At 62.8% G+C, this 16,422-nt stretch carries 20 protein-coding genes and 1 tRNA gene; 15 read left to right on the top strand and 6 right to left on the bottom strand.

Annotated elements, in window-relative coordinates; genetic code table 11:
- Positions 1-327: 327 nt before the first annotated feature.
- The 5 genes from IVA81_RS39580 to IVA81_RS39565 all read left to right on the top strand — a co-directional run bounded on the left by IVA81_RS39580 (position 328) and on the right by IVA81_RS39565 (position 2,399).
- Positions 328-645 carry a hypothetical protein gene (locus tag IVA81_RS39580; RefSeq protein ID WP_247329621.1) on the top strand — a complete coding sequence of 106 codons (318 nt, stop codon included), beginning with the start codon at positions 328-330 and terminating at the stop codon, positions 643-645.
- Positions 646-983: 338 nt separating this feature from the next.
- The gene (locus IVA81_RS39575; RefSeq protein ID WP_247330317.1) at positions 984-1,307 is read left to right on the top strand and encodes a hypothetical protein; all 324 of its coding nucleotides are present in this window, start codon (positions 984-986) and stop codon (positions 1,305-1,307) included.
- A 312-nt stretch (positions 1,308-1,619) separates the two neighbouring features.
- A tRNA-Ser gene (locus tag IVA81_RS39570) sits at positions 1,620-1,709 on the top strand.
- 103 nt (positions 1,710-1,812) lie between these two features.
- Entirely contained in the window at positions 1,813-1,941 is a 129-nt protein-coding gene (locus IVA81_RS40575; protein WP_256469432.1) for a hypothetical protein, read from the top strand.
- Between the two features lie 230 nt (positions 1,942-2,171).
- Entirely contained in the window at positions 2,172-2,399 is a 228-nt protein-coding gene (locus tag IVA81_RS39565; RefSeq protein ID WP_247329619.1) for a hypothetical protein, read from the top strand.
- 508 nt (positions 2,400-2,907) lie between these two features.
- Here IVA81_RS39565 and IVA81_RS39560 read toward each other — a convergent pair.
- Together IVA81_RS39560 and IVA81_RS39555 are read right to left on the bottom strand one after the other, a co-directional pair.
- Positions 2,908-3,063 carry a hypothetical protein gene (locus IVA81_RS39560; RefSeq protein WP_247329615.1) on the bottom strand — a complete coding sequence of 52 codons (156 nt, stop codon included), beginning with the start codon at positions 3,061-3,063 and terminating at the stop codon, positions 2,908-2,910.
- Positions 3,064-3,355: 292 nt separating this feature from the next.
- Positions 3,356-3,562: a hypothetical protein gene (locus IVA81_RS39555; RefSeq protein ID WP_346659438.1), complete on the bottom strand. Its 207-nt coding sequence runs from the start codon at positions 3,560-3,562 to the stop codon at positions 3,356-3,358.
- A gap of 349 nt (positions 3,563-3,911) precedes the next feature.
- On the opposite strand from IVA81_RS39555, the gene IVA81_RS39550 reads away from it, so the two are divergent.
- From IVA81_RS39550 to IVA81_RS39540, 3 genes are all read left to right on the top strand, one after another.
- Complete coding sequence (locus IVA81_RS39550; RefSeq protein WP_247329610.1) at positions 3,912-4,208, top strand: hypothetical protein; 297 nt, start codon at positions 3,912-3,914, stop codon at positions 4,206-4,208.
- A 203-nt stretch (positions 4,209-4,411) separates the two neighbouring features.
- A complete protein-coding gene (locus IVA81_RS39545; RefSeq protein ID WP_247329607.1) occupies positions 4,412-6,445 on the top strand; it encodes a VTT domain-containing protein in 2,034 nt (677 codons plus the stop codon).
- Entirely contained in the window at positions 6,445-7,119 is a 675-nt protein-coding gene (locus IVA81_RS39540) for an endonuclease/exonuclease/phosphatase family protein (protein WP_247329604.1), read from the top strand. Before IVA81_RS39545 ends, IVA81_RS39540 begins: the two co-directional genes overlap by 1 nt.
- 48 nt (positions 7,120-7,167) lie before the next feature.
- Here the strand turns inward: IVA81_RS39540 and IVA81_RS39535 are convergent, their stop codons facing one another.
- On the bottom strand, positions 7,168-7,359 hold the full coding sequence (locus IVA81_RS39535; protein WP_247329601.1) for a hypothetical protein: 192 nt from the start codon (positions 7,357-7,359) through the stop codon (positions 7,168-7,170).
- An 886-nt stretch (positions 7,360-8,245) separates the two neighbouring features.
- Between IVA81_RS39535 and IVA81_RS39530 the strand changes: the two genes are divergently transcribed.
- On the top strand, positions 8,246-8,437 hold the full coding sequence (locus IVA81_RS39530; RefSeq protein WP_247329598.1) for a hypothetical protein: 192 nt from the start codon (positions 8,246-8,248) through the stop codon (positions 8,435-8,437).
- A 56-nt stretch (positions 8,438-8,493) separates the two neighbouring features.
- Here IVA81_RS39530 and IVA81_RS39525 read toward each other — a convergent pair whose 3' ends face one another.
- Positions 8,494-8,718, bottom strand: a complete 225-nt coding sequence (locus IVA81_RS39525; RefSeq protein ID WP_247329556.1) for a hypothetical protein — start codon at positions 8,716-8,718, stop codon at positions 8,494-8,496.
- A gap of 252 nt (positions 8,719-8,970) precedes the next feature.
- On the opposite strand from IVA81_RS39525, the gene IVA81_RS39520 reads away from it, so the two are divergent.
- Entirely contained in the window at positions 8,971-9,288 is a 318-nt protein-coding gene (locus tag IVA81_RS39520) for a DUF1476 domain-containing protein (RefSeq protein WP_247329553.1), read from the top strand.
- A 15-nt stretch (positions 9,289-9,303) separates the two neighbouring features.
- On the opposite strand, the gene IVA81_RS39515 is transcribed toward IVA81_RS39520, so the two are convergent.
- Complete coding sequence (locus IVA81_RS39515) at positions 9,304-9,894, bottom strand: TIGR00645 family protein (protein WP_247329550.1); 591 nt, start codon at positions 9,892-9,894, stop codon at positions 9,304-9,306.
- Positions 9,895-10,111: 217 nt separating this feature from the next.
- Between IVA81_RS39515 and IVA81_RS39510 the strand changes: the two genes are divergently transcribed.
- Both IVA81_RS39510 and IVA81_RS39505 read left to right on the top strand, forming a co-directional pair.
- Entirely contained in the window at positions 10,112-10,345 is a 234-nt protein-coding gene (locus tag IVA81_RS39510; RefSeq protein ID WP_247330314.1) for a hypothetical protein, read from the top strand.
- 956 nt (positions 10,346-11,301) lie between these two features.
- A complete protein-coding gene (locus IVA81_RS39505; RefSeq protein ID WP_247329547.1) occupies positions 11,302-12,228 on the top strand; it encodes a septal ring lytic transglycosylase RlpA family protein in 927 nt (308 codons plus the stop codon).
- On the opposite strand, the gene IVA81_RS39500 is transcribed toward IVA81_RS39505, so the two are convergent.
- On the bottom strand, positions 12,225-13,178 hold the full coding sequence (locus IVA81_RS39500) for an alpha/beta hydrolase (RefSeq protein ID WP_247329544.1): 954 nt from the start codon (positions 13,176-13,178) through the stop codon (positions 12,225-12,227). The two genes, IVA81_RS39505 and IVA81_RS39500, sit on opposite strands and share 4 nt — an antisense overlap.
- 152 nt (positions 13,179-13,330) lie before the next feature.
- Here IVA81_RS39500 and IVA81_RS39495 point away from each other — a divergent pair, with 152 nt between their 5' ends.
- The 3 genes from IVA81_RS39495 to IVA81_RS39485 are packed head-to-tail and all read left to right on the top strand — an operon-like array spanning position 13,331 to position 16,325.
- Positions 13,331-14,593: a D-alanyl-D-alanine carboxypeptidase family protein gene (locus IVA81_RS39495; protein WP_247329541.1), complete on the top strand. Its 1,263-nt coding sequence runs from the start codon at positions 13,331-13,333 to the stop codon at positions 14,591-14,593.
- Positions 14,594-14,595: 2 nt separating this feature from the next.
- Entirely contained in the window at positions 14,596-15,282 is a 687-nt protein-coding gene (gene tmk / locus IVA81_RS39490) for a dTMP kinase (RefSeq protein ID WP_247329536.1), read from the top strand.
- Positions 15,279-16,325, top strand: a complete 1,047-nt coding sequence (locus tag IVA81_RS39485) for a DNA polymerase III subunit delta' (RefSeq protein WP_247329533.1) — start codon at positions 15,279-15,281, stop codon at positions 16,323-16,325. The genes tmk and IVA81_RS39485 overlap by 4 nt, the downstream gene beginning before the upstream one ends.
- Positions 16,326-16,422: the final 97 nt, after the last annotated feature.

Genomic DNA, 16,422 nt, shown 5'->3' with positions numbered 1-16,422 from the left:
TGCGCCGTTGCAGGAGGAATCTGGAGCCGGGACGGAGGTCTGCAAAGAACGGCCCCCGCCTTCCGGGGTGTGGGCTATTGGGGGTGGAGGCGGGAGCCGTTTGCGAAGTGGGCACCCGACGTGCGGGCTTGCCCGCCAGGCACCGTCAACTTTAGTGCATTTGTCCACATCTTGCTATTTAATTTTTATTAATTACGTTTTATTTTCGATTTAATCATGCCATCCTCGGAAAAATAGCTGAAAATCCATTTTTCCGAATCCGGCCGAGGCGGTCGCCTTGTCGAGATCCGTCCGAAACGGTCCGGAGTGCCAGTATCGGAGTGAGCCATGAGTCATTCTCCATCACTCGTGCCGCAAATTACGACAGACCGGGACGTCTATCTCGTGCTCGATGACTTCGGCCGGCAGCTGGGCCGCGCCTGGTGTGAGACGGCCGAGGAGGACGCCAATCGCGCGACCCTGCTCAGACATCTCGCCGAAGGGCAATATCTTCATCCCGCACGTATCGTGGCCTTCAATACCGCGGAGGGATGGTCGCGGGATGCCACCGCCGAAATCGCCGACGAGCTGCGCCGCAGCTTTGTCGAACTCGAGGAGACCGATCCCTCGCTGCTGGAGTTCCTGGAAAGGGCAGCGAGGCATTGAAGCTCGACGATCGAAGGCGGATGAACGCTCCGGAATTGCCGCTCGAACGAGGACCGCGGAAATGTCCGATCGGCGGGCCGCGATCACGCTCTCGCTTGCCATGCGGACTTCGGAGCAGTGCGCCCATCGCGCGCGTTAATGCGCGTGGTCAATGAGTCCTTACCGGTCCGCCGCCGTCGGCCATTCGCATTAAGGATGCCTCCACGAACTTCGGCACGGCAAGGTTTTGCGGCGTATATTGCGCCGACCTTCGCAAATCCATTTCGGGCAACTGGGGCACCACCGCAATGTCTCGTACTCTCGCCGTTGTTTTCTCCACCGCCGTCGCCGCGATTTCCATGACGGGCGCAGCCTCCGCCGGCTGCTACAATTGCTACACGCCGCCGCCGTGCACGACCTGCTATCAGCAGCAATACGTGCAGCCGCAATACCGCACCGTCGATGAGACCGTGATGGTCTCGCCGGGCTCCGTCGTCGCACATCGGACGCCGGCGCAATACCGCACCGTGATGGTGCCGCAGACCGTGATGGTGGCGCCGCCCAGCGTCCAGTACCAGCGCATCGCCCCGCAATACGCCACCCGCCAGCGCGTCGAGATGGTCTCGCCCGGCTATTCCTATTACGCCCCGGTGCAGATGGGCTGTGCGTCCTGCGGCTATTGAGCTGACGCAGTCAGGAAGAACATTTGCGCGGCGCTCCTAACGGGGCGCCGCTTTCTTTTGCGCATCCGCAAAACGAGGCCCGGACATGGAGACCAATCCGGCCGGGCCTCGCGACCGGCGACGCCCTGGGAGATGTCGCCAGTGTCGGATTGCCGAGACGTCGGCGCGCGGCGGCGCCGAACCTGCCGCCAAGCTAGAGGAACAGGCTGACGCTCGCCTGACAGAGGGCGGGCGGATGGGCCGGAGGCGAGGGTGCCAACTTGGCGTTGCCTTGTGCCGTCGACTACGTTAAGCGACAGCCATTCCGGATTTGGAAGGGTGGCCGAGTGGTTTAAGGCACCGGTCTTGAAAACCGGCGTGCCCGCAAGGGTACCGTGGGTTCGAATCCCACCCCTTCCGCCAAAACATCAGTAAAATCAACTAGCTGAATTCCTTTCGCGACTCCAGCGCACAATCTACAATCATCAATCGGCGGCGACGGCGGCGTATCGCGCAGCTGAGTCAAATGATCGCAACCTGCCACGAGATGGCTGAGGACGCCGATGCCGCGACCGGCGCGGCTCTGCTCGAGATGGCCGAGAGCTACCAGCAGGCGATTGAATGGGAAGGGCTTCTCGACGCCCCCAAGGCGTAAAAACGACCCCAGCGTTTGGCGGCGGCTGGGGCCGTTAAACGCTCCGGCACCAAGGGGGCTTTGAACCGGAGCACAGCACCAATCCCCGCCGCCACCCGCCAGTTCCTACTCAAGATAAGCGCGAGCCACCACACTTCTGTGACAATTTGTGATTGAACCCATTAACCTATTTAATTAGTTAATTTCCATCTTAATGGTGTAATCTACTGTCGCGGCTCTCGGAGATTGAAATGACAGAACGAGAAGATGACGATCGGCGGGAATTTCTGAAGACTTGCGGTAAGTTTGCGGTCGTAACTCCCCCCACCATCACAGCGTTGCTATCAACGTCCCTGACTAGCACGGCCATCGCCCATTCCGGCGGCGGCTTGGTGCATCATGGCCATCGCGGCAACAACGGCTGGGGCAACGGCGGGCGCGACGGCAGCCCCAACGGCAAACCCGATAACGATCGGTGACCTAAGGGAAAGGCTGGGAACGCTTTGCCGATTGCTAAGCTTTCCCGATGTCCTTCCCCAAGGGTGACCCCGATGCGCCCCAGCTCCTCCCCCATTGCCCCCCGGGAGCTGGGGCCATTTTGTGGGCCACTAGCCACAATTCGCACTAAACCCTGGCGCCTCCCACACCAGCGAAATCTGGTTTGCATTGCCAAGTTTTCCCGACGCGATTCACATACGTGAATGAAGCTACAAAGATGAATGCGCTCCCTGCTAGGTGCTGGGCAATTCGGGAGCATGCTTCATTGAGTGACGAAGTTCCATCGCAGAGCCGATTTTTGGTTCGAATCGGCGGCAAGGGTTGGATGGTCTACGATCGAGAACGCAAGGGCCCAGCATTGATCGGGAGGGCCTGGGCGGCCAGTTTAACCAAGGAGCAAGCTGAACAAGTGCTACGCTCGCTTACGGAGAAGCCCCCTTATCAAACGGACAGCGGCCGCCAGCGTGAACCGGCGGGCCACTGATGCGGCTAATGGATAGCCTTGTCTTCTCGGTTAAGCAGCTCCAGCCGCCTTTCTAGCTCTTCTTTCTTCGCCGCGAGCCTCGCGGCAAGAACGTCATTGACGACAGTGTGGAGTTGCCACAGTTCTTCGAGAGACATGTTCTCAAACGGCTTCCCTTCCATGAATTCCCCCGACTCACAGATGGGTTGAAAGCTTGGAGTTAGTAGACGAGGACGGCAACGAGACGTGGGTTGAGTGGAAGGGTTTTTACAGCTGCTCCCGATTCTAACCGACAGTGGCAAAACCCGCCTCTTGTGAGCCGGCCGGACTTTGACCGAGATATTGGCTACCAGCGGGCGCCGGTCACGGGAGCCTCCTAGCGGCGAAGCTCCGCACCGACACCAAATGCGAAGGCCACGGCGGCCCGCCAGCGCGAATCGCCGGCAGCCTTGCTGAAGCTGCTCCAACGTCAGTTCAGTCGATCGACTTCTCGAGCTTCCGGGCTGCCCGGAAATCATCCATGTGCTGCAGGTTCGGCCCGTAGGCGGACTCCTTGGTGAGCAGATGGTAGATCCGCGCCACCACGGTTTGGAGATGCTTCGTTCGTCCGCGCGGCATCGCCCGGGCCTTGCAAAGGGCTCGGACCGCGTGTGCTCGGAAGTAGTCAAAAGCGTCGGACATCGGATCTCAACGTCGCGCTCGAGGATTGGTTCTTACCCGTCGATTCCGGAAAAACACCGGTCCAAACAAGATCGCATCAGGAACGCTATCGAATCTGAAAAATTAGCCCGCACGAAGCTTCACAGCGGGCAACGCATGTTTTTCTTCTTCTCGAACCGGCTCGGGTGTCTCGGTTCGCTGCTGATCTCCGGTCTGATAACTGTGGCGCTGCTCTTCCTGTTCGGGATGATCAGGTTCTGACGTCCAGCGCGGACAGCCGTCCGATCTGAGCTGCAGCCCGCCAAGCCACAGGAACCTGGCTCTTGCTGGCCCGTTGTTCGCACTCTCATCCACCCACGGGAGTGCGCCCTTGGAAAGTACGATCATCGGAGAATTCGACACGCGCCGCGGCGCCGAGCTTGCGGTTGAGCACGTCGTGCAGGAATGCGGCGTGCCGCGCAGCGACGTCTTCGTTCAGCCCGCCGGCGGCGCGAACAGCGCGGGGACACGGCCGGCAGGTAGCGACGCCAAATCCGCGCCGGCGCCGGACGGCCGGCAGAAGTTGGAAGGTCTGATCGAGGTCTCCGTGGACTTTCACGGCGACGCTCCTGAGAAGATCGCCGACGTCCTGAGGGGCGCCGGCGCACAGACTGTCCGAACAAAATAGCGGCAATCGGCGACTGTGCCGAGCGAGCGCCAAGGCGCCGGCATCCGCACACGCTGAACAGTCTTCCCGGTCCTGAAGACGTGGAACACCTTGCGCATTCAACGCGTTGAGCCGCGAATGCGAATTGCGAGGTCCACCTGCTTCAGAGCTCATCGACCCTGATCCCCCGCGACACCGTCTGGCGGCGGTGCAAGGCGCGGCGCGTGGCGGTTCTGAACGATGCTGCCGCTTATTTCGCGGCCCTGCGGGACGCGCTGCTGCAGGCGCAGGATCTCGTCTACATCATCGGATGGGATATCCATAGTGAGACCAGGCTGGTCGGAGATTCCGGACAGGCGGATGACGGCTTGCCGGAACAGCTTGGCCTATTTTTGCGCGCGCTGGTTCAACGGCGTCCCGCCTTGCAGATCAACATTCTCGTCTGGGACTTCGTCTCGTTTTATGCCTCCGAAAGGGAATGGAATTCTGCGGGAAAATTCACCGCCGAGACTGATGGTCGCCTCCGATTTCATCTGGATTCCACGCTTCCGTTTGGCTCGGCCCAACACCAGAAGATCGTCTGTGTCGATGGTTCACTGGCGTTCGTCGGCGGGCTCGATCTGACCATCAGGCGCTGGGACACGAGTGACCATCGCGCCGATCACGCATTGCGCTGCGACCCCGGGGGTAAGCCATATCCGCCGTTTCATGATGTTCAATGCATGGTCGACGGAGACGCTGCGGCGCGGCTGTTCGAGCTCGCGGAGGAGCGCTGGCGTGCGGCAGGCCAACAGGTTCATGATCGGCGCGCACAGAAGAGCATCCGGTGGCCGGCGAACGTGCCGGTCGAAGTGGAGCACTTGCCGGTGGGGATCGCCAGGACCGAGGTGGTCTGTCCTGCAGGTTCGACGATCAGGGAGGTCGAACGCTCGTTGATCGCAGCGATCCGGTCCGCGTCGCGCTTCGTCTACATCGAAAATCAGTTTACCAGCGCCACCAAGATCGCACGTGAATTGGCGGAGCAGATGCGTCGCGTGCCCATGCTTCGGGTTCTCGTTGTCACGCCCAGGCTGCATTCCTCGTGGGTGGAATCCCAGGCCATGCAGAACGGCCGGGGCGCCTTCATCGGCTGCTTCAGCGCGGCCGGCGTCGCGGATCGTATCCGCTTCGTCTACCCGGTCTCACGCAGCGGGGACACCGAAGCTGCCGTGATGGTGCACAGCAAGCTCATGATCGTCGATGACCGGATCCTGAGGATTGGTTCGGCGAACCTGAACAACCGCTCGATGGGCGCCGACAGCGAATGTGACCTCATCTTTGAAGCCGCACTCGACGAGCATCGGGATTTCATCGCGTCGGTCCGCCGTCGCCTGATCGCCCATTTTTGCGGTGTCGACGAACAGGCCGTCGCACAAAACGAGGATCGTCTTTTTACGCAGTTGGATGAGGTGTCGGGCGCCGACGGGGCGAAGGCCCTGCGCGACGTGGAGTGCTCGGTCCTGACCAGCGCACTGGCCACGATGGTCCAGCCGGTTGCGGATCCTGAACGGCCTCTTCATCTGGAGCGGGCGGCATCTCGCATGTGGAACACGAAGACGATCATCGGGATCGTTTCGATAGCGGTGGCGCTGTTTGGACTGGCGATGGCGTGGTCGTACACATCCTTGAGCCATTTCGCCGATGCGGGCCGTATTTCGACGCTCCTGTCTGCCTACGCGCAGTCGGTCTGGGGGCCGCCATTCGCGATCGCAGCTTTTGTGGTGGGCGGGCTGGTCGTGTTTCCGGTTCTCGTGCTCATTGCGGCAACTGCCGCCGCACTCGGACCATGGCTGGGCTTCGTCACCGCCATGGTGGGCGTCTTGCTCAGCGCTCTCATCCTTTTTGCGATCGGACGGGCCCTCGGCCGCGAACGCCTCCAGCGTTTGCTGGGGCGGCGTGCCGCGCGCATCCAGGAACGTGTCGTCGGCAAGGGCATTCTGGCTGTCGTCGTGATCCGGATGATTCCCATCGCGCCGTTCTCGGTGGTGAACGTGGTGGCTGGTGCGAGCACGCTGCCTCTGCGCGATTTCCTGGCCGGAACTCTGCTGGGCATGACGCCCGGGATTCTCGCCATGGCCGTTCTGGGGGCTCAGATCGCAGATCTGGCCAGGAATGCATCCTGGACCAACATATTGCTGCTCGTACTGGCGTTCCTGGGCTGGGTCGCGATCTGCGCAGGCGCGCAATTCGTCGCGACCTGGCTCGCCGGGAGGCGCTGATGGCGCCGATGCGGTTCATGACGTGGAATGTGCATGGCACGTTCAATCTCAATCCGAAGTTCGATCTGGAGGGCATCTGTTCCATCGTTCGGAAATGGGCCCCCGATGTCGTCGCGCTTCAGGAGGTGGATTCGCGATCGCGATTAGAAGATCCGTTTGCGAAGCTGGCGAGTGTCGTCGGCGATCACGGTGTTCACGCCAAGTCGATCGTCACAGCGGACGGCGACTACGGTCAGATGCTCCTGAGCCGCTTTCCATTCTCCGGCGTACCCGAGATCGTCGACGTGTCGTATCGTGAGCGGGAGCCGCGCCGAGCGATTGCGACGGATTTGCTGACGCCTACCGGCGACGTGCGTGTGGTGGCCACGCATCTTGGCCTCAGCATCCACGAACGCCATGCGCAAGCACGGACTCTGGTGAGCCTGGTGGAGCCGGCAAGGACCGTCGTCCTCGGCGATTTCAACGATTGGTTCTGGGTCAAATCGGTGCGGCGCGTGCTCGCGCAAGTCTGCCCAAACCGTACGCGGCTGCGAACTTTCCCGTCGCGCTTGCCTCTCATGCGGCTTGACCGGATCTATGCAACGTCCGACAGCCGGATCCGGAAAGTCTGGACCGACGCAGAGGCGAGGGCCTATTCGGACCATTTGCCTGTCATTGCAGACATTGAGATCTAGTATTTTCGAAGGACGGACCAGCTTCGATCAATTAGGCGTCCACTCCCTTCAGGTTGGTGGATCGTCCGGCTGTCGTTTGTCCGGCTCACGCTGTTTTCCAAGAAAGGTCAACGGCGTCGGCTTGCGCAGCAGCTCAAGGGAATGCCAAAGGATATCGTGGGATCGAGCAACCAACTTCGCGTCGCGAGAAGCAAGACGGCGACGAAAATTGATATGTTCGTGGTTAGACGCCTGGGACATCGGCGCTCCTCTGCCTTGCAGGCGGGAGCACAACGGGTCTCTCAGCCACCGACGCCTACGGCCAAGCCGAGCCGGTGATGGGGCGCAGCCTGCCAACCGAGAGAGTTCTACTCCTTCAGGAAGGTCCGATTCTCGGTCAAAATCGTGTCGTATTGCCTCTTGTTGGCGCTACTTCCCAAGCAAACCTCATCAAAAACTCGGTCAGTGTAACGGCGAATACTTCTCACTGCTGCGCTCCTCTTATCATCCAAATCGGAAGTTAAGGCCGCGTCCACTGCGGTTTCCACAGCGGCGCCGTCAGAAGGCCAGACGAGCATCTTGACCTTGGCTGGTTCAGCGTTCGAGTAGTCCACCCAAATTTTGGACAGCGCACCTGCTGGTGTCCTCATTGAAAATTCTAGAACGCCGTTTGGCACCCCGAGGGCATTTTAGGCTGGTCGCGTACCAGGAATTCGCGTCTCGCGGCTTATTCGGATTGACGGGCACCGGCTCTGCGACGGACGACGACGGCGAACCAGCAGATGCCAAAAGAAGCGTCGAGAGGAGGACACGATAGCGCATGACATACCCTAAAAGTCGGCTGCGGCGATCAATGAGTTGCAATTACCACTATTTGCCGGCGGCGAGCACCTGTCGGGTCCGATTGAACTTGTTTGCTCAAGCATTGCCATGTTGCGTTGTCCTGTCGACGGTCGTGGCAATCATCGCTGCGCCCGCCACTGGTTTGCCCGAGGGTCAACCGCCTCAAGCGCATGATAGAAAAGTCCTTGCCACAGAATGGCTTGGCTACTGTGCATGGGGTTGTTTTCGCAAATTGTTGGGGCGGCCCCCTGCGCCCCTCGGCGGGGCATGCGGAACTTTTTCCTCGCCGCTGCGTTCTCTCGGCATGACTGAAGACCTTTCCTTCCGACGCAAACCCCTGACCCCCGAACAGCGCCAGGCGCGCGATGCGGCACGCCGGATCGAGGCCGAAAAGGCCATGCGCGACCATGAAGTGGCGCAGAAGGCGTTTTACGCCAACAAGGAGCGGCTGAGGGCCGAGCGCCTCGCACGCGAGGCCGCGGCGGCAAAAGACTGATCTCGCGCGGCTTCCGCCAGCAATTCTTCTGAGGCGATCTTCCGGTCGATGGACGGCTAATGCCGGTTCGACATCCGCGTTGCGCTCAAGGCCAGGACGAGCGCCTGGACGGCCCCCACGAAGGGTCCGCGGGGCAATCGCGCCTCGATCGCTTCGGCTGCGATGCGACAGTCCTCGGCGACCTTGAGCAGCCCGGTTCGCGTCAGGTCCATGGTGGAGAGGGCGGCCTGCTCCAGGCAGACCCGTTCAAGCCGTCGAAACTCCCGCAGCTCTTTGTTCATGCGTCAGCTCTCGGTGTGCCCCAAGCCATGCGGCGCTGAGTCTGCTTAATGAATCGTAAACAATCTCCACCTAGCCGAGTTGGCTGGCGCCGGGCTTGTGCGAGCCATGCACGCGACCGGGCCGGGGGCACGGCAGGCTTGACGGCGTTTGGCTTCCGCCGGAAGCTTCAAATCGTCCTAAACCAGCGTGAACCACGGAGACGTTTACCAGCCAGTCCGACCCTCATCAGCGAAAGCGCAATGGAGCTGACCATGACCACGTTCGACAAGCGCGAGCAGGGCTTCGAGGCCAAATTCGTCCACGACGAGGAACTCATGTTCAAGGCCACCGTCCGGTCCAACAAGCTGCTCGGTCTCTGGGCCGCAAGCCGGCTCGGCCTCAGCGGCGATGCGGCGGCAAGCTATGCAACGACGCTGGTGACGGACCATCTGGAAAACCGGACGATGGACGAGGTGCTGAACAAGGTGTCGGAGGATCTTGCCGGCACGGGCCTTGCGCGCGAGCAGGTCGCGGCCAAGCTTCAGGAATGCCTGCATCAGGTCATGCAGCAGCTCGAGACCGAGAGGTGAAGCGGCCCTCAGGCTTCACTCGGCGTGCCTGCGCATTCCGGAATCGCTGAGCTTGTCGACATAAGCGATGCCGATCGCCGAGAGAATGAAAGTGATGTGAATCAGCACCTGCCACATCACGCCGGTCTCGGTGAAGCCGGCGCGGTTCGAGCCGAGATTGCCGGCCTCGATGAAGGTGCGCAGCAGCGCGATCGAGGAGATGCCGATGATGGCCATGGCGAGCTTGATCTTCAGCACGCTTGCATTGACGTGGCCGAGCCATTCCGGCTCGTCGGGGTGGCCCTGGAGGTCGAGCCGCGAGACGAACGTCTCGTAGCCGCCGACGATCACCATCACGAGCAGGTTCGAGATCATCACGACGTCGATCAGCGCGAGCACGCTCATCATGATCTGTTGCTCGGTGAGATCGATCGCGTGCCAGGAGAGGTGCCAGAGCTCTTTCAGGAACAGCACGATGTAGACGCATTGCGCCGCAATCAGTCCGAGATAGAGCGGCAGCTGCAGCCAGCGCGAGCCGAAGATGATCATCGGCAGCAGGCCCAGGCGCGGCGAGGGCGGGCGGGCTTCGGTGCCAAGTTCGGATTGGGGTCCAGGCTCAACCGACATTCGGGCCGCATCCTCGCAATCGAAACGATCTGGCTTTCATCTAACCCGACAAGATGGCCGGTGGAAGACGCGGCCCGCGTCTCGCCTTCGGCGGATCGCGTCCTTTCGTGCTAGCGTGCCTTGCGGCTATCGTGCGACGGCCCGGATCGGGAGGCGGGGAGTGAGTAGGGGCGACTTCGGCAGATGGGCCAGCGGGATCGCGCTCGCCGGCGCGATCATGGTTGGCGCCGGCTCCGCGGAGGTCTCGGCGACACCGCTGACCCCGTTTCGCTACGAGGCGCAGGCGCAGCGTCATTGTCCGCACGACAAGGTGGTCTGGCTCGATTTCAGGAAAGGGGTCTACTACCGCAAGGGTCAGAAGCGGTACGGCCAGGGGTTCGACGGCAGCTTCGTCTGCCAGAACGAGGCCCGCGAGAGCTTCTACCGCCGTTCTCTGTTGGGCCTGCGCTGAGCGGCGCGTGCCCCCTGACGGTGCGGCTATTTCTGACCAGCCAGCTTCACCGGTATGTGCGGGGAAGTGCTGATGACCCGGGGGCTTCCGTCGGGATAGGAGCGGTCGCCACGGATCAGGGATTCAAGAACCAGGAAAAATTTCTCAGCAAGCATTTGCGTCACCTTCGTTGGTGATGGCCTCTTGAAATGAGTCGAGGCGTCGAATGCAGAAATTCAATCAACTAAACGGGAGCAGGGCAATCCTAAAGGGATCGCGATGCTGCATCGCGGTGTAGTTGTGGTTAGAAAACGGGAAAGCGGTGGCCGTGTTCAGGCGAAGGCCAGTGCCACGAGGCTCGAGCAGAGCAAGACCAAGCCGCCGGCGGTCAATGCCAGGAAGCCATCAGATACCAGGTCATGGTTGCGCATGGGACACCTGCCGCTCTCGTCTTCGATGCTCGGTCGGATCGATCAAATTCGCCGAACGCGACGTCTTGAAAGAGGTGATGCTTGCCGTTCGCGCGAGTGCCTCAGGCCCTCGTGCGGTAACCTTCAAACGCATGGGCCAGGAAGATCCCCGCGCTTACCAGACCCATCAGTGCCGAAACCGTCTCGATCATCGTTAAATTCCAAATCCCGCCCTTGCATCCGAGAAAACGCGTGCGGCCTTGCACAGTCAAAAGAATTTCGGTGAGCGGCGCGACAATGGGGGTGGAGTGAGGATTTGGCGCAACAGAATGTCCAGCCGTGGCACAGCGCAGGCGCCAACGCTCCGTAGAACAACGGAAAAATGCGAACGTCCCGTTTACCATCCCGGCGGGATCGCTGTGGGCTCCCCATTTCCGCCGTGTTCGGGTTGCGTTATCGTTACTGCTTCCGACGCGGTGGTGGGCCGCTTCGGATCAAAGGACCGGAGAGCGCTCCCGTAGCCATAGCGGGTTGGGTATGCTTCCGGCGAAGTGGTATTTGGGGCGCATGGGGATCCGACGGTCAGATTCGGTTTTGCGGGCCGCGCGCGGCGTTGCGGCGGTCGCGACCTGCCTTGCGCTTGCCAATTGCGCCTCCTCCAACAAATTCGCCAGCCGTGTCGATCCGAAATACGGCGTGTCCTCGAGCCCCCGGGTGGTGGCTTTGGGTGATCCGGTCCCGAAGGGCGGCGGCACCTACCGCGTCGGCAAGCCCTATGTCGTGGCCGGCCGGACCTACGTGCCGGAGGAGGACGTCAACTATCGTGCCGAGGGCATGGCGTCCTGGTATGGCGATGACTTCCACGGCCGCCTGACCGCCAATGGCGAAGTGTTCGACATGACCTCGCTGACCGCGGCGCATCCGACCCTGCCGATGCCGTCCTACGCGCGAGTGACCAATGTCTCGAACGGCAAGTCGCTGATCGTCCGCGTCAATGACCGCGGTCCCTATCATGGCAATCGCCTCATCGATGTCTCGAACAAGGCCGCCGAACTCCTTGAATTCAAAGGAAATGGTGTCGCCAAGGTTCGCGTCGAATATGTCGGCCGGGCACCGCTTGAAGGCTCCGACGACCGCCAGCTTCTGGCAACCCTGCGCACCGGCGTTCCGGCGCCATCGCCCTCGATGGTTCGGGTCGCCTCCGCAAGACCCTTCGTGCCGGAATTGCCGGGATCGAGCCGCGGCGCCATTCGCGGCGACGTGCCGATGCCGGAGGGGCGGCCCTATAATCTCGGCAACACCTCCGCCGATATGGCCTCCCTCAATGCGACCTCGGAAATGTCGGCCTCGAGCCGCAACCGGGGCCGGGCGGTCCAGAACGCCCGCGCGGTGTCCTACGACGGGGATGGCCGCTACGCGGCTGAGAACGCGCCCTCATCGGTTGACGGCGCCGCCGAGGCTCGCAGCATCCTGAGCGGCCGCGGCCTCTACTAGGCCGCGCTCTCCCTCAAGAACGTCACAAGCGCCGCGTTCACCTCGTCGGGCCGTTCCTGCTGCACCCAGTGGCCGGCGCCCTCGATGATCAGCTTTCGCTTCAGATTCGGCAGCACCCGCTCGAGCTCGTTGACGCGCTTGGCGCCGATCAGGCCGGTGATGACGGCGTCCCTGGAGCCGGCGATGAACAGCGAGGGCTGACGGATCTGCGCGTCCTGCCACGGCGCCGTCAGCTCCCAATTGCGGTCGATGTTGCGGTACCAGTTCAGCCCGCCGCGAAAGCCGGACTTGCGGAAGCTTTCGGTGAAATAGGTCAGATCAGTCTCGCTGAGCCAGTCGGGCAGCGGCTCCTCGGCGGTCGCGTGGCTGAGAAAGCCCTTGCCCTCCTGCACGAACATGGCGGCGGTGGGATCGGCCAGGCCCCGTCCGCCAAGCACGATACGCATGGTGCGGGCGACGTCGCCCTCGAGCTCGGCCTCGGCGACGCCGGGCGGCTGGAAATACTGCCAGTAGAAATTGGTGACGCCGCCCTGGCGCAACAGGTCGAGCGGCTTGCCGCGGCCGCGGAACGGCGGCGGCACGCTCAGGCCCGCGACCGCCGTGAAGGTGTCGGGCCGGAACAGCGCCGCGTGCCAGGCCACCGGCGCGCCCCAGTCATGGCCGACCACCATCGCCTTGGTCTCGCCGAGCGCCTGCACGAGGCCGACCACGTCGCCAACCGTGTCGAAGATCGAGTAGGCGGCAACGTCAGGCGGCGCAGCGCTTTGGCCGTAGCCGCGCATGTCGGGGGCGACGACGTGAAACCCGGCTTCGGCGAGCACGGGGATCTGGTGGCGCCAGGAATAGGACAGCTCCGGCCAGCCATGGCACAGCACCACCAGCGGACCCTGGCCGGCTTCGCGGATGAAGAGATCGATGCCGTTGGTCTTGATCACGCGGGTGGAAGACATCGCTTTTCCGCCTTGTTTCAGGGGTTTGGTCGAGAAACATGAGGCGCCACGATAGGGGCGCGGCGAGAATCGTGCAATCTCGCGGCAGGCGTCCAACCTCGTGTTGTTCGCACCGGTTCCAGCTGTTAGAACGCCGCTCTCAGGGCTTGGCCATGGCATTTCGTCCTTCTTCGCTTCGTCGCACCCGCTTCACCGCCGGAGCGCTGTTGCGCGGGCTGATGGCGACGGTTCTGGTTGTGGGCATCGGCTGGAGTGGGGCGCTTCTGGCCGCTAACCAGAGCGTCCAGGGCGCGAAGAAGGCGGACGATGCCGGCTTCGACGGCGATGCCCCGACCGCGATCTTGATCGAAGCCTCCAGCGGCAGCGTGCTGTTCGAGAAGAACGCCGACGAGCTGCGCGCGCCCTCCAGCATGATGAAGCTGATGACCGCGGAGGTCGTCTTCAATGCCATCAAGAAGGGCGACATCAAGCTGACCGACGAGTACCGGATCAGCGAGAACGCCTGGCGACGGGGCGGTGCGCCCTCGGGCGGCTCGACCATGTTTGCCGCCATCAACAGCAAGGTCTCGGTCGACGATCTCCTGCACGGCGCGATCATCCAGAGCGGCAACGACGCCTGCATCGCGCTGGCCGAAGCCATGGCGGGCAACGAGCGGATCTTCGCGGCCGACTTCATGACCAAGCGCGCCCGCGAGCTCGGCATGACCAAGTCGACCTTCGGCAATTCCAACGGCCTGCCCGACCCCGGCAACAAGATGACGGTGCGCGAGCTCGGAATCCTCGCCCGGCACATCATCCTGGACTTCCCCGAATTCTACAAACTGTTCGGTGAGAAGGAGTACACCTGGAACAAGATCCGCCAGCCCAATCGCAATCCGCTGCTCAATTCGATGGAAGGCGCCGACGGCCTGAAGACCGGCTACACCAAGGAAGGCGGCTACGGCATGGTCGGCTCGGCGGTGCAGAACGGCACGCGGCTGATCGTCGTCGTCAACGGGCTCGAAGATCCCGAGGATCGTGCTACGGAAGCCAAGAAGATGCTGGAATGGGGTTTTCGCAATTTCGAAACCCGCACGCTGATCGCGGCCGAGCAGCCCGTCGGCTACGCCAAGGTGTTCGGCGGCGAGAGCCGTTCGGTCAAGCTCGTCGCCAAGAATCCGGTGAAGGTGATGGTGCACAAGAACGGCAGCGACAAGCTGATTGCGCGCGTCGTCTATAGCGGCCCGGTGCGGGCGCCGGTCGAAGCGGGCCAGCGGGTCGGCGTGGTCAGGGTCTGGCGCAGTGGCAACATCGCGGTGGAGACGCCGGTCTATGCGGCTGACGCGATCGGTACCGGCTCGACCGTGCGACGCGCGATCGACGGCGCCAGCGAGCTCGTGATCGGCATGTTCCGCGCAGGCGCCGAGAAGCTCTGACCATGAGTGAGAGCGCGCCACAGCGGCCGTCCGGACGCGGACGCTTCATCACCTTTGAAGGCGGCGAGGGCACCGGCAAATCGACCCAGATCAAGAAGCTCGCCGACCGCCTCAAGGCGGCAAAGCTGCGCATCCGGGTCACGCGCGAGCCGGGCGGCTCGCCGGGTGCCGAGATCATGCGTCATCTGGTGCTGTCGGGCATGGGCAGGCTGCTGGGCCCCGAGGCGGAAACGCTGCTGTTTGCCGCCGCGCGCGATGACCATGTCCGCACCGTGATCCTGCCTGCGCTCAACCAGGGCACCTGGGTGTTGTGCGACCGCTTCGCCGATTCCACGCGGGCCTATCAGGGCAGCCTCGGCAAGGTTCCAATCGGTCTCATCAACGCGATGCAGCGGGTCACGATCGGCGATCTCAAGCCGGACCTCACCATCATCCTCGACCTGCCGGTCGAGATCGGCCTCCAGCGCGCCGCCGCGCGCCGCGGCAACGGCACGCCGGACAGGTTCGAGGGCGAGAAGCTCAGTTTTCATGAGGGCCTGCGCGAGGCCTATCGCAAGATCGCTGCGGACGAACCCGCGCGCTGCGTGCTGATCGACGCCAATTCCGACCCGGATACGGTTGCGGCACGCGTCTGGACGGCGCTGCGCGATCGTCTGCTTCCCACACCGGCCTCGGTGGTTTCCGCATGAGCCCGCGTCAGACCGAGCGCGAAACGTCCATTCCGCATCCGCGCGAGACGGGCCGTCTGTTCGGCCATCGCGAGGCCGAGGCGGCGCTGCTCGCGGCCTATCGCAGCGGGCGCATCCCGCATGCCTGGCTGATCGGCGGCCCGCAAGGGATCGGCAAGGCGACGCTGGCCTATCGCATGGCGCGCTTTGTGCTCGCCCACGGCCAGCCGCTGGCAGCGTCCGTGCAGCGCGCCGAGAACCTTGCGATCAATCCCGATGACGCCGTGGCGCGGCAGGTGGCGGCGAGCTCGCATGGCGGCCTCTTGACGCTGGAGCGCACCGCGAACGATCGCGGTGTGATGCGCACCGTAATCACCGTGGACGAGACACGCGAGACGATCGGCTTCTTTGGTTCGACGGCCGCGGCCGAAGGCTGGCGCGTCTGCATCGTCGACACCGTCGACGAGCTCAATCCAAACGCTGCCAACGCGCTGCTGAAGATTCTCGAGGAGCCGCCGCAGCGATCGCTGTTTCTTCTGGTGAGCCACGCGCCCGCGCGCGTGCTCGCCACGATCCAGTCGCGCTGCCGCAAGCTGCGCCTACGGCCGCTCGCCACGGATGACGTGATTGGCGCGGCGGCTTCGGCCGCCGAGCTCGATCCGAACGATCCTGCGCTGCGCGAGGTGGCGGAGGCCTCCGAAGGCAGCGTTGCAAGGGCCCTGACGCTGCTCGGCGGCGATGCCCTGAAACTTCAGCAGCGCACGGCGGCGCTGCTCGCGCGCCTGCCGCAGGTCGATCCGCGCGAATTGCACACGCTCGGCGATTCGCTTCCCACCAGCGATCGCGTCGCACTTGCCGCCTTCATCGACGGCATCGATCGCTGGATCGCGGAACGCCTGCATGCGGACGAGGCCAATGCCAACCAGAACCTGCCGCGCCTTGCGCGCCTAGCCGAGGTATGGGAAAAGATTGTCCGCGCCGCGCGCGACACCGAAACCTACAATCTGGAGCGAAAGCCCTTGGTTTTCTCGGTGTTCGGCTGGCTGGCGGATGCAACGCGCTAGAGCATGATCTGGAAAAGTGTGCAGCGGTTTTCCGAGAGGATCATGCTCAAATCAATAATCGAACGCAGGTTCGTTTCCAAATTTCGAGAAGCCGGTA

The organism is Bradyrhizobium sp. 141 (genome assembly GCF_023074055.1).
GTDB lineage: Bacteria > Pseudomonadota > Alphaproteobacteria > Rhizobiales > Xanthobacteraceae > Bradyrhizobium.
The sequence above is the reverse complement of the archived record's forward strand: the minus strand, read 5'-3'. Positions and strand labels throughout refer to the sequence as shown.